Consider the following 16,453-nt stretch of genomic DNA (forward strand, 5'->3'; position numbering starts at 1 on the left):
ATGTTAGATACTTAAATATAACAAATGCTTTGTTTCTTTTCTCTTAAAATAGAACTTTTCTTACGTCGAATTCACGTAATATTAAGTGATTAGTTCGTTGCCTCATATACAAATATATCAACTAACAAACTAGCTGAATTTTACAATTAGATTTATTTTACGACTTTTGAATGATTGTGTAATCCTCTGTTGTATAGTTGTTAATGATAGTTTTTGTTGGTGTAAAACTGAGAAAGTACTCTTGTGAGATTTCTTTGTAGTTCTAATTTTACCACTGTATTTTATAAATTCTATCCACTGTTTTAATTTCCCTTTAGTTAGCCTAAGCAGCTTCTTTCGTCTAGTTTTACAAGAGTTAAAAAACATTAATAAGTGCTTTGAAAAAACAAAGCAATGTTAATTATGATTTTTAACGCATAGTTTATTAGACGCATGAAATTATTTAAACTTAAAATTAGATTTATGAAAAAAAATTACAGGGTATTACAATTAGTCTTAGTGGTTATTTTATTCAGTGCATACGCAAATGTAAATGCGCAGTACGTGAGTTTATACGAGGCTGATTTTACAACAGATTTGCCGGCCTACGATACAAATTTGGCAAATTCAGAACTAGCTAATATAAAGAGCTTAGAAAAAATTAGTAGTGGTACTCCAGATTGGATTGGAGCAAATCAAGTTTTACAGGGAGTAAATAATTGGTATTTAGAACCAAATGGTAAGGGATTATGGCCAGGGAATTGGAGAGGTGCTAACTTAAAGGAAGTACCTTTAAATTGGACTGTAGGAGGAGCACTTAGGTTTACTATTGATTTAAATGTACACCAATTATCCAAAAATATGCTAACTGAGCCAGAAGAAGATTATGTGGCCGTAGCAAATCAGATGATCTACGGCTTTACAGCACGAAGAATAGGAGAAGGGGCCAATAATAATGGAGGAGATGGTGCAGTCGGTGATTTAGCGTATACAATGGGTATAGGAGTTGATGCTACAGTAAATATAGGTCAATTAAAAATTTACTTAATTAACGATAAAGCTAATCTAACTATGAATGTGTCAGATTTACAGTTAGATGATAAATTAAGAATTATTTGTACAGCGATTAAGAGCACTACAGCTAATGAATTTGATATTGCGTTTGAAGTATATAAAGCTGCCGGTGAAGATTTTAATATGGTAGGTTCAACCGTTCAAGGAACTGTTACCCATGCTGATATTTATGCTGCGGATGCTTCGGTTTTAGCATTTACTGGCTATAGTAAGTTAAATAGAATTAAGTATGATTTTAATGGAGATGGCACTGCAACCAATGACACTGAGGATACAAGTACAACAGTATGGAGTTATTTGAATCTTGAGAAAAATGATTCACCAACTTCAATTGGTGGAGTTGAAAAATCACCATTACAAGAAATAAGTGTATATCCTAACCCGGTATTAGATATACTATCAGTAAGAAATTTGGAGAATAATGAGGTAGTTAATGTGTATAATGCAACTGGTATTCTAGTGGCATCAGTTCCTGCTTCAGCTAATGTAGTTTCTATAGATATGAAATCTTTACCAAGCGGTATATATATTGTAAAAGCAGGTAAGCAAACAACAAGAGTACTTAAAAAGTAAAAAAAACAAAGTAATTAAAATCGAGGGGCAGTGAAAATTGCCCCTTTTTTTGTTTTCAACATAACACAAGGCTATGTACTTTTCAGTTTAATAATTTATGAGCATTTAATTTAAACTGACGAAAACAAACCTCAGAGTAATTGTATTGATATTGTATTCGAAATCATAACACTATATGAATGTGTGAGCTATACAGAAAGCTTACACCTAAATTTATTTATATGAAATTGAATACATTAGTATTAGCAGCTCTTACCTTGTTGGGAGGTAGTACTTTCGCAAAAAAGAAGCAAGAAAAACCCAACTTAATAGTTATTCATACCGATGAACATAGCTTCAGAACATTAAGTTGTTACCAAGAGCTATTGCCCGAAGATCAGGCCTTTGTTTGGGGTAAGGGAAATAACTCAAAAACACCAAATATTGATAGAATTGCGCACGAAGGTGCCATTGCGATGAATTACTATGCATCATCGCCAGTTTGTACACCATCGAGAGCATCTATGGTAACAGGCCTTTATCCGCAATCTACAGGAGCACCAAAAAATGGAATGAGTATTCGTGAGGATATTCCAACATTTGCTACCATCCTGCAAGAGCAAGGTTATGCTACTTCGTACGTTGGGAAATGGCATTTAGCAGGCCATAAGAAATATGCTTTTGATATTAAATACAAAGCGGGCTTTGCCGATAATCGTTATATGATGACGGGAGGTCATGCACCTTACTTTAAAATTACCAATGGAGAAATTAAAGCTTTAGGTCAGCGTGAAGGCGAAAAAGCAATTAAAGACGGTGCTGATAATATTGAATATGTAACAGATTTCTTTACCGATAGAACATTAGAAATTTTAGAGCGCGATAAGGATAAACCTTTTGCGTTGATGCTTTCTATTCCAGATCCACATACACCTGATGCAGCGCGCGAGCCATACAAAAGCATGTATAAAGATATGCCAGTAGAAGCACCTTTTACCATGGCTCCTGAATATGTATCGCAAAAGCCAGGTTGGGGTAAAAGCACTAATAAAGATGATAAAAATGAGGCCAAAGAATTCGATAAACGTTCCCTTCGAGAATACTTCGGGATGGTAAGTTGTATTGATGATAATGTAGGGCGCATTTTAAAGTTTTTAGATGATAATGACCTTACAGATAATACCATTATAGTATTTACAGCTGACCATGGCGATATGTTCTTTGAGCACAACAGAAAGAATAAAGGTGTGCCTTATGAGGCTTCCGCTCGTATCCCTTATGTAATGCGATATCCAAAAGCTATTCCTGCCGGAAAGATTATTCGTAAAGCTTATACCAATGTTGATTTTGCACCAACAGTGCTAGGTTTAATGGGCGCAGAAAATAAAGCATATTTCGAAGGTATAGATGCATCTACTGATTTTACTAGCAAAACTAAAGAGGTTGAGGATGATAGAATCACCTACTTTGCCAAAAATGGCGGATGGTGGGTTTGTGCGGTTAACAATCGCTACAAATTGGTTATTGATAAAAAAGAGAAACCTTGGTTAATTGATCTGGAGAAAGATCCTTTTGAGACCAAGAATTTTTATAACAATCCTGAATACAAAGAAATAGCTACTAACATGCAAAAAGAGTTGTTTGTTCAGCTAAAGCAGTATAAAGAGCCTGGTTTAAAAACACAACCTTATATCATTAAATAACGGTACTTTTTAATTTAGTTTGATGCGAGGTGTATGTTTAGGTTTATCCTAGGCATGCACCTTTTTTTATGAATCTAACTCTTTACTTAAAAATGACCTACAATATTCAGCCTCTATGTTTTATGATGATAATTTAATGCAAAAAAATGTTCGTTAACAGCTAATAATTTTAATCATGTGTTCAATTCACTTGAATTAACTAAGTACATTTTTTTTAGTAATATATAAGCTTGGATAGTACAAATAACCGTAATTAACCTGTTTGCTTACTATCTAAGTGGTTGATTAATAGTGTTTATTTAGAATTTGTACTTAATGGTAAGTGCAATAGATTTACCCCAGCAAACAAATTTAAAAGCATGTTTACCGACCTTAGTATTAGTAAATTAAAGTATTAAATAGCAAGTGCTCTTATAAATAGAATGCTTGTTTTTCAAATAGAAATTAATTGATAATATATTATGAGGAAGATTTGTACAATAGTAATGGCACTAATATCATTGGTAGCAGGAGCTAAAGGCTTTGTTACTGAAGGTAATGGTTTACGTAATACGATTACTGCTTCGGTAAAAGGGAAAACCGTTTTATATACTTCGGAATTGGATGGTGCGGTAGCTGCTTATAGTCTAGAAGGTAAAAAACTTTGGACAGCCAATACGGAAGATAAGGCAGTTGTATTTAAAATGGTTGCTTCTGATATTAACAATGATGGAAACGAGGATTTATTAGTCGCTTCAGCCGATGGTAATATTTACTGTTGGAGTAGTAAAGGGCAGTTATTATGGAAATATAGTCCTAAACCTCCCGTGAGTTTTACAGAAGTTGCTGTAGTTAAGAATAATGGCAAAACCCAAGTATTTGCTGGAGGTAACGATTCTAAACTTTACGAGCTCGATACAGAAGGGAAAGAAGTAAGTACAACTAAAGTAAATGGTGTATTTCGTTTAATGGACTCGGGGAACTTTTTATCTGCTGATAGGGAAGACCTCTTTGTGATGACCTATGGACACGATAAATACCGTTGGGAAGTTTTCGGAATTATTGATACTGAAACCAAAGCGTTTAAAAAGCAATTGCCAAAAAATAAGAAGCTCAAAATGTTATCTAAAATGATGATCACTGATTTTGAGGTAGCTGATATTACCAAAGATGGATTAGATGATCTTTTGTTCTACGGTACTAACACAGCTGGCGTGTTTATTGGTTTAGATGGTCAGTTTAACCAGGTAGCTGAGTATATTGGTAAAAACAAAGAGAAGCAGCGTTATGCACATTCACAAGGTGCTTGCTTATTGCCAGTGCGTGATGAAATTGCTTTTCAACATGGCGGTTTTATGCACCGCTTAAGTTTAAAAGGTGAAGATTTAGAAGTAACAGGATCGCGTTATGGCGAAATTATATTTAATCAATTAGCCTTTGATGCGGCATCAAAACAATTATTTGCTGGTGGTCAAGTAGGTGGTGGAAATAAAATGTACACTTATCCTGTTAATAAAGCATCGTGGTTAACAACTCCTCAAACAAAAGAAGGTAGAATGTTAGAGGTGCAAAAAAATATTGAGACTTTATATCAACAAGCGTTAAAGTTTACTCCGCCATCATACCAAACTAAATCAGAAAAGGAATGGGTGATGATAACTCCGTTTCAGCCGGAAGCTAAGGTGATGAAGAAAAAGGGAGGTGATCTTAAATTAGTAGTTCAAGAAAGTTGGAAAGAAAATACTTCGCGTGAAGAGTTAGTTGCTGCCATTGGTAAGGATGCTTTAAAGAAAGACAAGCGCGGTAAGTATAATTTATCAAGAGCTGAAATTATTAAGATGGCTAAGGCCTACGAATCAAAGGGCGAGCCATTTACCATATGGGCAGGTCATGTAACCGATCCGTTTTATTTACATATTGAAACTTTAGAACAGATATTAGAAGTAGCTCCTAATACTTGTTATGGTTTTGTTTATGCTGAGATGCACGACCCTAATGATCCACGTGTGGTTCACTTTGTAAACGAATATATGCCACGTTTGGCCACAGCACTTCGTAAAAATGGTAAAGCAAAATTATATTTCCGATATAAAAACATGTTCTGGGGAGCTAGTTCGCACCAAGGGATTTGGAAAGATATGTTTTACAGCGGAAAGTATGCCGATGTATTAGTTCCAGCAGCCGAGGATACATCATCTCGTACACAGGATGTAAATTTCTCCGGTCGTGTGGGAATGCTAATGGGAGGTTTTGTTGATGATTATGCCATGCGGTTGGTCGATGATAATCCAACCAGTTGGAGACCATATACACCGGGAGGTCAGCGTTCCGTTTCGCCATATCTGCGTAATGGTATTATGATGGCAGCTTATGGCGGTCATTACGGAATCATATTCAATAATAGTTATTTAGAAGATCCGGGTTTAAATTCATTATTCGCATTGATGACATCGGGAGCAATTCCTCTAGTAGAAAAAGAAGATATTGAATCTGTAAGCTCTTGGATGTTAATAAAGGATGTTAATGCAGATTTAATTCACTCTGTGGATGATCATCATAACATGAAGCAATTTAAAACGGATGATACCAATGCGGTAATTGCGAATAGCCAAATGCATTGGGCAGGAAGTACAATTAACGATTACGACTATTCAAAAGCATTAGGTTCGGATTATCGTTGGATGAATTATATGCCTGAAATGCCAAACGGAATGATACCTGTTGGTCCGGTTGAAATGGAAAAAGACTTGAAAGGTGCAGGTATTCCATATTTTGTTACAGACCTTAAGACTGGTTTTATCGATGGAGAAGACGTTGGTGCAAAAGAGTTTGGTAAAACAATTTCTTCCGAAGTAAGTAAAGGAGCTGCTCAAATGCGCATCAATGTAAAAGGAGCTTCGTGGTGTGCTGTTAGAATTGATGAAACACATATTCGTGTTATTATGGTAGATCAAGGGTATATTAATCCTCAAGATCGTGAAGTTACCATTACATTTAATGGTTCGAAGCCTAGTAAGGCTGTTGATATCTTAAGTAAAGAAAATATTAAAGTAAGTGATGCGATACAAACAATTGTTCCTGCGGGTTCTGCCAAATTCATCGATTTTACTTTTGAATAATTAGTTTAAAATAGCAAAGTATTAGTACTGATAAAAAAGGCCGCTCAAGTATTTGAGTGGCCACTAACTTCGATGAAAAGTTATCAATTAGTTCTTTATAATTTTCACTATTCTTTGAGATTGATCAACAAATTTAAACTTAAGTACAAAAATACCTTTATCGTATTCCTCAAGTGATAATTTATTTAATCCATTATTAGCCTTCTCCGATAATAATATTTGACCGTTTATATTATATAAGCCAACAGATTCAATTTCTCCGTTGTTTTCATAATTTACCCAGTTGTTACAAGGGTTTGGGAATACGTTAAGCTCGTTGTCGATTATTGGTTTAATGGCAGTTGCAATTGCTTCTGTAATACCGAGCTTAATATTTGTAAAGTTTTTAGTATGCTTAAAAGTAATAACATTACCTCCGCTTGTACCTCTTAATTGAATCATGTAACCGGTACCAGAACCTGTGTCTAATTTAGAGCCAATTGGAGTTGTAGCATTAATAATTAAAGATCCTGAAATATTTCCCAAAGCATCGGCCGTAGCCTCATATGTACCATAAACAGTAGCACCCGCATTACTCCATCCTGTCCAGGGAGTTAATGTACCAGTCACCACATCACCAGCAGTATAACCTGTTCCTGTTATTTCTAATGATGAACCAGCAGCAGCAGACCCTGCGTCAATATAACCCCATTCATTAGGTTCTGTACCATTAAAAACAATAGTAGGAGGCCCTGCTGAAGCTCCATAAGTCCAGTTAATATCCGTTGGCGTTGGCTCAAACTGATCATTGAATGTTCCTCCAGAAGGCATAAACCAACGCACAATTTTATACTCTGTATTCAGCACCAAAGCTGTTTTAAGATTTAGTTCTAAATCAGTAGAATGCGTTCCTGCTTCAATTCCATTTACACGCCCAAAAGCGAATTCTTCGGAATCATCCATACTTTTTATCGCATAGGCTAAATCGCAAATTGCAGAAGCTGTATATGTAATTCCGATAGTGATGTTTTTATTATCTGCCTCAGTTGTATTTACAACTGCTTTTACTTTACTGCTCGAAATTAAATATCTATCCTGAATGGGGCCATCTCCAACACAAACTTCCAAAGCATACCAGCGTCCGCGAGCTGTTGCAGTTGTATTTTCTTCGGGTACTTTTCCGTTTGTTACTTGGTTTGATGTAACCCTAATAATATCACCAGTTATGATTGTTGCCTGCGTTTCTATTTCCAATATCTCAATGGCATTTCTTAATCCTTCATCTTCAATGTCATGTGTTGCATCATAAGAAGAAGAAATTTGTTTCTCGCCAACCTTTATGCCATTAACAAAAACTTCGTAAGTACATTCCCCATCAGGCTCTTGCATGGCATGAACTTTAAATGTAGCATTACCTTGTGGAGTACCGCTATAAGCTACCTCAGCAGCAATTGGCCTGTTTATTCCATTTGTTCCATTACATTTAATCAATTCCTTAGCGCCTCCATCCCAAGTAACGCTTTTTCTCCATTCAACTGTAGCTGGGTCATAATCATCTACATTAAGATTGGTAAAATCTTTTGCTAATATTGTTTCGCAACCTCTTACAGGTCTAACACAATCTGGATCCGGCGTTCCAGTCTCCGACCAGTATTTGTGAGCCTGGGCCTCGGTTTTCTCAGTATACGAACCCCAATTAGAGAGCCCTTTAGCCATAACAATTTTATCGATTTGATAACCGTGCGAACGCCCTGCTATCTCCATAGTATAGGTGCCTGCTGCAGGAATTTTTACATTTACCCATTTGTGTGAATGATTATATTCTCCAACACCATGCAACCAGAAACCAGGGTCGCTACGTCCGTAAAACTTAATAAAATCCGTAACCTGATCCTCACCAAAATAGCCTATACCGTCAGAAAATTTTATCCATGCATCATTACTGAGGTCAGTACCTTGTTGTCCTTCAACTTTACCGCGTTCTTCTTCATTTTGGCGAACAAACCACTTAAATGTGTAGGTGCCTGGGGTATTTATGTCAAAACTATAAGATAATGTATTAGCAGGGTTTTGAGCTTGATAATTGTTTGGACCGTCGTAATAAATATATTTACCGCCCGACGCGTTAGCATCATCTGTACCTAATTTCCAATCTCCTTTTAATTCAATTCTTTCTGCTTCAAATACTAAAAGACCATCTGTTTCATAAGAATCTAATGCAGGGCAATACCCATCAGGTTCGGGAGTACTGCCTGCTTTTATGCCATCAATAAACTGTGTTTTTAATTTACTCGGATTACCATCCTGATCGTTGTATAAAAGAAACCAAATCATACCAGCATCAGAAATATCTGGTTTACTAAGGCTTGCATCCACATTTAGCATATCCCACAAGAAATTACAATCTGGATCAAAATGATCTCTCAAAAAGTTGTAAGGATACCACGTTTTACTGCCATTTACTTTTGAAGAACTCCATCCATTATTAAGGTTCGAAGACTGATTTTGATCTTTAATTCGTTTGAAATTTACGCCCTCAGTAACAGGGAAATCATTTAAAATATGCTCAACTCTGCGGTGATCTACTCTTCGGATATGATTGTCATTATAATTACTATGCGACAGAATATATAAATGACTGATAGAAGATTCATTGCCGTCGGCCTTTACTTTTTCTAAAGCTCTGTAAAGAAACTCAGAAGGTCCCATCGACACAAAATATAGAGGATCGCTTGCTGTTGATATTTTAATTTGTTCAGCCAAATGATTGATTGCTGCGGTATTATCTGCAGAAACATCGTAAAATACCGAAGCATCAAAATCCGTCCATCGTAGCAATGCTCCTTCTACTCCTTCTTTCATTATATTTCTTGCGGTAGTATGAGCAGGAGATCCAATGAAATTATTATACGAATAATGTACAAGATTACCCTCTAACCCAGCGTTTGCGAGCATGGCCAAAGCGGCAGGAGTTGCACTCCAGTCATCTTCATCACCTCTTTGCCAAGCTGAATTATAAGTAAATGTATTACCAACATCAGCAGCAGGAGCATTAGGTGAAACCGAACCACCCCATGTATCTGGGTCAGGTTGATTGTTTCCATCTGCACTAACAGCAATTCGGTGATTGTTATACCCCCATCCAGATGCGGATAAAATGGGTATTGCAATGAGTGCCATGGCGAGGCACAAAATAATTTTTTTCATGATTGTAGATTTATAAATATGAGATTAAAAATTATATGGATTTTTGTTGTTTTCTTTTTATTGAAGGCGATGGTTCTTAACGTTTCGAAATATACTCTTTGATTAATGCTTGCAGCATAGAAAGCTATTAGCTATATATTTACATGTAGTGATTTTAGTATGTATTTTATATTTACTTTTGATGTTTAAGAGGAGGAGTGGAATGAAAATTCTATATGAATTTTTATAAAGGAGAATCTGTAAAAAGTTAGTATCTAAAAAGACTGTCGAAATTATGTGTATAGTTGTTAGTTTGTGTACTTATCTAATAATGTGATTTTTGTAATATTGGTTGTTGAGTTTGTGTTTTAGAAATAGTTTAGATGTGCAGTCGCTTGTGCTTGATAAAACGAAAGTAGACTGCAGTGCTCTCCCAAATGAAAACGCATATTTACAATTGTTGCTTTTGAGGTGATAAGTATATTTACTTTTTATTACCTAGCTTTGGACTACCTACATATCCATTACACATGAAATTCCGATCCTATATTTTCATTATTCGAGTTCTAGTTACAATTCTATTTGTAAACACATTTGCAGTTTCTGAAAATTACGCACAAACTAGCCAAGATAATGAGTATACAAAAGCATTATTAATTGCAAATCAATACTTAGACATAAACGCAGATAGCGCCATTGTTTTATTTAAGCAATTATTTGTCACTTTTGAGAATCAAAAAGACACATCTAATATAATTAAATGCCATATTGGTATAGCAGATGCTCGTAAAACCAAAGGACAATACGGCTTGGCATATGATCATTTATGGGATGCCTTATTTTTGGCTGAAGATATACAGGATTCCCTTGAAATGATTGATATTTATTACGATCTCGGAACACTTTATAATATTTACGGAAAAACAGAGCAAGCCGAGTATCATTTTAATACTGCTTTAAGTCTGGCCAAAAGGCAGATTTCATTGCATAAATTCCCCGAAGATGGCTTATCAGGGATTTATTATTCTATTGCGATAACCAAACGAAGTATGGAAAAGTATCAAACTGCTCTTAATTATCTAGACTCGTGCGAAATGGTTAAAATCAATAAAACCCCTAATAACTATAATACTCCATATACCGATGCCGAGCGCGGAATTATTTATTTGAAGTTAGGCCAAGAGGAAAGAGCGAAAAACTTATTAGAAAAGGCACATAAACATTTTGTATTAAAGGGAAGTAATTATGCTATAATTACAGGATTAAATTTGGGAGATGTATCAGCAGGTCAGGAAGACTGGGAAAAAGCAAATACATACTATTTAAGTAGTTTAGATAGATTAAACAAAACAAACTCACATACTAATTTGGAGGGAGAGTTATTAAAAAAGACTTCAATCATTTATAATAAAATTGGGAATTCGTCTAAGGCATATTCTTACATCTATATGGCTAATGCACTAGCAGATAGTTTGTATAATGCAAAAACATCTAAAAATAACGAGCTATTTAAGATTAAAAATAAACATGAAGAAACCATTCGTATAAAGGATGAATATATTAGAAATCAAAATATAATACTTGAAAAGACGAAGCTAGTTCAATTGCGATTGAAGCTATTTATAGCCTTTATTATTTGTGCAATTATTGTGTCAGCTATATTCTTACAGATGCGTTCGCGTATAAAAAGGTATAATATTGAAAAGAAGCAGGCTCAATTGGATCGAGAAAAAGCAGAGGCCATCATGCAAATAAAGAACAAGGAGCTTACATCATATACCCTACAAATAATTGAAAAGGATAAAATACTTGACACCTTGCTACAAAAACTAAAAACCCTTTCGTATGCTGATTATAAGTCTATGAAGGTAGTTATGGTTAAAGGTAACAAAGTAATGTGGGAGCAATTTGATAAACGTTTTACTGAAGTAAATTCAGAATTCTACCTTCGCTTAAGAAAGAAACATCCAGATCTAACTCCTACCGAACAAAAGTATTGCGCCTTACTAAAATTAAATTTCGATAGTAAAGAAATGGTTCGTTTGCTTAATATATCGCTTAATACCGTAAATATTTCTAGGCATCGGATAAGAAAAAAGATGGGTTTAAAACGCGAGGAGAACTTAAGTAATTATATTGCTGATATTTAAGTTAGCATCTAATACTTTTGTTACAATGCTATTTTATAGTAGAGCTTCAGACTAAGCAGTAGTTCTTCTGATCTTTCAGCGCATATTGTTTCTCACACCACTAATAATTACTGATTAGTACATTGTTTTATTCCACAATTACTTCATTTGAGTATAACAAATAACCATCAGTAAAATGAATAAACGTACATTTCTCAAAAGCGCTCTACTTATTATAAGTATAGTTCTAAGCATTAATTTATTTGCAACATCACCAAAAAAGCCTGTATATGTTGTATTATTAGCCGGACAATCAAATATGGCCGGATCGGGTTGTTTTGATAATATTGATGCTGAAAATATGCTGAAAATAGAGGCTTTGCAGTCAAAAGTAGCAATGGCCACAAAAAACAAACTTGCGCCAGTTGGTCCACATTTATCAAAAGGTAAAAGTGAAAAATTTAAATGTGCTTCTTTCTTTGGGCCTGAAATGGGTATTGCCATCAGCTTATGCGAAAAATATCCCGATAGAGAGTTCTTGTTTATTAAACATTCTATGGGCGGAACCGCATTATACGGCGCTTGGAGTCCGGAGTGGAGCCTCGAAAAATCGAAAGCCGTTGAAAAAGGAGAACAAAAACAAAACGTAAAGTTATACGATGAGCATATTACTTTAATTAAAGAACAATTGGCCCGTTTAAAAAAGGAAGGCACACCCTATGTAATTATGGGTATGGCCTGGATGCAAGGCGAAAATGATGCAGCCAAAGAAGTATCGGCTCGTAGCTATGAGGCTAACTTAAAACAGTTGATTAATTGTTACCGTACCGAGTTTAATGTGCCTAATATGCCTTTTGTATTCGGACAAATTAACTCTAATTACGGTAGCTTCAAAGAAGGGCCAGTCATGGTTCGTAAGGCCTTTGTTGATGTAGCAGAAACAGTATCACATACTGCAGTAATTAAAACCGTTAACGATGGAACTAAAACTTGGAATGATTACCCAAAGCATTTTGATAACGTGCATTACAATGCCGAAGGCCAAATTAAGCTTGGTAAAGCAATGGGTTCTCAATTGATACAGTTGCAATAATTACTTTTTCTTTCATAATTTTTTAAAAGCGTGTCACTTATTATAAATGATACGCTTTTCTTTTACTTGTATTTTAATAGCGTTAGTTATAATCCCTAGATTTTAAATTATTCTGTCGAATTAATTTTAAATAGAGCCAGGCTTTACACCTTTAATTTAAAGGCATAGAGGTGTTTGTGTTATCAACTAACCCTCATTATACTTCATTTTAACATCTGTTAATTAGTACTAGTAAACCTACTTTTGATTTAGGCCCAGCCGTGAGTTACTGCTGATTAGTAGTTTGCGGTTTTAGTTTTGTTGCAACAGATATAACATCACTAATTAATCAAATACGAAAAATGAAAAAAAGTACAAGTCTATTATTAATAGTATTCATCTTTTCGATGATGCTTAATGCCCAAGATTGGAGTAATATTCCAATTCCTGCTGATGCAGGAGAAGGCAAAGTTTGGGAACTTCAGGATAATGTTTCCGACGATTTTAATTACACCAAATCCTTTGGTTCAGGAGCATATGCTAACAAAACAAATTTTGGTAGTGGCAAGTGGTATAACTTTTATCACAATGCATGGGATGGTCCCGGTTATACTTACTGGAATAATTCTCAGGTTTCAGTTGATGGCGATAACTTGGTAATTACAGCAGGTTATACCTCTAGCAATAGCAAAGGTGGCTCGTATGGAGTGGCATCTGGTTGTGTTACCTCAAACAACAAAGTAAAGTATCCGGTTTATATTGAAGCCTCATTAAGTGTTGCTAATATTTCTTTGGCTTCTTGTTTTTGGTTATTGAGTCCTGATGATACTGAAGAAATCGATATAATCGAAAATTATGGTGGTGTTAATTGGTATAAAAACTTTACACACATTAGTCACCATTCATTTGTCAGAAGTCCCTTTACCGATTACCAACCTCGCGATTGGAATAGTTGGTACCCTATTGCAGAAGTTACAGATGCAGGTGGTTGGGGAGAATATTGTTGGAATGGCGGAAATAGAAAATACATGCGCATGGGGGTTAACTGGATTGGCCCTAAACATTGGGAATATTATATCGATGGTGAATTGGTTCGTGTAATGTATTACAATGCCATGGCAACTAAAATAGACGGAACTTGGCAGTACACCTATTACAATTCGGTAACTCAAGATAGTAATGGATATTCTATGCCTACCAATAACAGCTCAGGATATTCCGATGTTACTACGCATACCACAAGTGCTTCGTATAGCTTGGCAACTTTAAAAGCCGCAAGCAATGCTTCAAAAGGTTACAGTGTAATTGATCCGGGTTGGTTTCAAGGTGGCGATGGTAGTGATGTTGATGGCAATGGTGTTACAAACGAACCCAAAGGTTTTACCAAGGAGCTTGAAATTATTATCAATATTGAATCGCAAAGTTGGTTAACAGGTTCAACACCTTCAGCAAGCGATTTAGGTAATGCTTCAAAAAATCAAATGAAAGTAGATTGGGTACGAGCCTACAAACCCGTTAATGATGGTGGGGGAAGCTCTGGTGGAACTGGCGAAGTAATTACCATACAAGCAGAAAGTTTTACCAATACCGGAGGTACTTTTAACGATGGTTATGTAAGTTATGGTGTGAATAAGGGAGGAACAATCATTAATTATGTAAATAAAGAGGATTGGGCAGAGTATACTGTTTCTATACCCAGCGATGGTGCATACGAAATAAAGTATTACATATCATCTCCTTCAACAGGATCAACCGTCGATTTTAGTGTGAGCGGTACAAAATTTAATACCACCACAGTTCCTAATAATGGGAGTTGGAGCAACTTTCAAGCATTAACGGCAAGTAAAACCGCCAATTTTACCGCCGGAAATCATTTAATAAGGTTAACCGCTGGCGGACCTAATTGGGCATGGAATCTCGATAAATTTACACTGCAAAGAGTATCCGATCTCAAAGTAGCCACAGCTTCATCGCTTACTGAGCAAGAGGCCGAGTTGTCAATTTATCCCAATCCAGCACAGAACCAAGTTAATATTAAGGTAAAAGATCCTATTAACGCTAGTGTTTTTGTTGAGCTTGTGAGCATTGGTGGCATTCGTCAAATAGTTGAGCAAATACCAACCAATAGTACATATCAGTTAAATATTTCAAGTTTACCTAAAGGGATATACCTTATTAAAGTAGGCAATAATGCCCAACAACGATTAGTGGTTAAATAGTTGTTAATTCATAGTTTAGAGGCGCAGCATTACGTTGCGCCTTTTTTATTTCTTCAATGTACTTCAGCTACAATATTGTGTCAAGTACAAAAACAAAACTAAGCCGCACAATTAACTCATAAATACGGTGCATCTTTATTCAAAACAAAACCAAGTTATATGAATAAAGAATACATAAACACTTGCAAACAATGGCTTTTAATGCTGTTATTAATCGTATCAATAAATAGCGTTGCACAAAGCACCAATGAAGCCGATTATTTCAAAGCGCCAAGCGACTTTACACTCAATAAAAACCTAAAAAAAGATTACAAAGCTAGCGGTAAGTTTTCGCAAAACATTAGCGAAATATTTCAAGCGGCCATCAACGAAGTATCCAGCCTGGGCGGCGGACAAATATTTATCCCCAATGGAGAGTATACCTTTGCTGAAATACAAATGAAATCCAATGTGCATATTCTTATTGATAAAAATGCAAGCATTCGACCGCCTACCGATGTAAATAAAACCAAAAAAGGGTATCGATCTTTTGTGCTATTTCATTTAACTAGCAATACCACCGACCCCATTAAAAACGTTAGCATACAGGGCAAAGGGGGCATGTTTACCATCGATATGCAACAGGTAAACAACCATCTGAATAGAGTATTCAACCTGAAAAATGTACAAAACTTCAAGCTCAGTAATATTAAGGTTTTAGACAATTATTCTAAATATTCGGCCTTTGTTTTCAATAGCCTCCAAATAGATTCGTACCTCTACGGACCCGTAAATGGGGTTGTGAGCGATGTATCTATTTACAATTCCGATTACGGTTACGGTTTGGTGCAAATGCAGTTGGGCGAAAACATACTTTTCAAAAATCTATACGGTTTAGGAGGGTGCACGCTGCGTCTCGAAACACACAATTCAACCATGCACGACCCCTCTAAATTTAAGCCCCTCAATAATATTGTGGCCCGCAATGTGGTATCCGAAAAAGGCAACTCGGCACTTATGGTATCGCCACACTTTGTCGATAATGGTAAAATAGACGTACGCGATATAACTGCCATCGGAAGCGGTTGGGCCGTTCGTGTAGCAGCAGGTTTTACCAGTAAAAAGAAGGAAGAAGAGCGTCATCTTACGCCCGGAACTTTCAGCAGCAAATCTTTTATAGCCAATATAAAAGCGACTTATTCGCCCACTACCGCTCAAAACAAAAAGAAACATTACCGATATATACCCTGCGATATGCGTTCCCTTTGTGCTACAGCGCCCATCCGTGAGGGGGGCGATAGCTTCAATGGACCATCCATAGGAGTGGTTTTTAATACTGCGCAATACAAAATAAACATCCGCCCCAGCGAAATAAAAAATGCCGAAGGATTTTTACCATCGCAGCACTACGTACAAGCCAAAGATGCAGTAGTAAAATGTCCGAATCAGTTGGGCAGCTTAAGCAGCTATACACTATAACAAA

At 35.9% G+C, this 16,453-nt stretch carries 8 protein-coding genes; 7 read left to right on the forward strand and 1 reads right to left on the reverse strand.

The window, feature by feature from the left end; all coding sequences use genetic code 11:
- Positions 1-462 precede the first annotated feature (462 nt).
- From QMO11_RS21115 to QMO11_RS21125, 3 genes are all read left to right on the forward strand, one after another.
- On the forward strand, positions 463-1,626 hold the full coding sequence (locus QMO11_RS21115) for a T9SS type A sorting domain-containing protein (RefSeq protein WP_282039870.1): 1,164 nt from the start codon (positions 463-465) through the stop codon (positions 1,624-1,626).
- Positions 1,627-1,847: 221 nt separating this feature from the next.
- Entirely contained in the window at positions 1,848-3,308 is a 1,461-nt protein-coding gene (locus tag QMO11_RS21120; RefSeq protein ID WP_282039871.1) for a sulfatase family protein, read from the forward strand.
- Positions 3,309-3,769: 461 nt separating this feature from the next.
- Positions 3,770-6,406, forward strand: a complete 2,637-nt coding sequence (locus QMO11_RS21125; protein WP_282039872.1) for a PQQ-binding-like beta-propeller repeat protein — start codon at positions 3,770-3,772, stop codon at positions 6,404-6,406.
- 87 nt (positions 6,407-6,493) lie between these two features.
- Here the strand turns inward: QMO11_RS21125 and QMO11_RS21130 are convergent, their stop codons facing one another.
- Complete coding sequence (locus tag QMO11_RS21130; RefSeq protein WP_282039873.1) at positions 6,494-9,592, reverse strand: T9SS type A sorting domain-containing protein; 3,099 nt, start codon at positions 9,590-9,592, stop codon at positions 6,494-6,496.
- A 509-nt stretch (positions 9,593-10,101) separates the two neighbouring features.
- Between QMO11_RS21130 and QMO11_RS21135 the strand changes: the two genes are divergently transcribed.
- The 4 genes from QMO11_RS21135 (at position 10,102) to QMO11_RS21150 (ending at position 16,449) form a co-directional block, all read left to right on the forward strand.
- A complete protein-coding gene (locus tag QMO11_RS21135; RefSeq protein WP_282039875.1) occupies positions 10,102-11,721 on the forward strand; it encodes a tetratricopeptide repeat protein in 1,620 nt (539 codons plus the stop codon).
- Positions 11,722-11,896: 175 nt separating this feature from the next.
- The gene (locus QMO11_RS21140) at positions 11,897-12,793 is read left to right on the forward strand and encodes a sialate O-acetylesterase (RefSeq protein WP_282039876.1); all 897 of its coding nucleotides are present in this window, start codon (positions 11,897-11,899) and stop codon (positions 12,791-12,793) included.
- A 341-nt stretch (positions 12,794-13,134) separates the two neighbouring features.
- Complete coding sequence (locus QMO11_RS21145) at positions 13,135-14,991, forward strand: T9SS type A sorting domain-containing protein (protein ID WP_282039878.1); 1,857 nt, start codon at positions 13,135-13,137, stop codon at positions 14,989-14,991.
- Positions 14,992-15,150: 159 nt separating this feature from the next.
- The gene (locus tag QMO11_RS21150; protein WP_282039879.1) at positions 15,151-16,449 is read left to right on the forward strand and encodes a glycoside hydrolase family protein; all 1,299 of its coding nucleotides are present in this window, start codon (positions 15,151-15,153) and stop codon (positions 16,447-16,449) included.
- The last annotated feature ends 4 nt before the right edge of the window (positions 16,450-16,453 follow it).

The sequence above is a fragment of the Saccharicrinis aurantiacus genome (assembly GCF_947489045.1).
GTDB lineage: Bacteria > Bacteroidota > Bacteroidia > Bacteroidales > Marinilabiliaceae > Saccharicrinis > Saccharicrinis aurantiacus.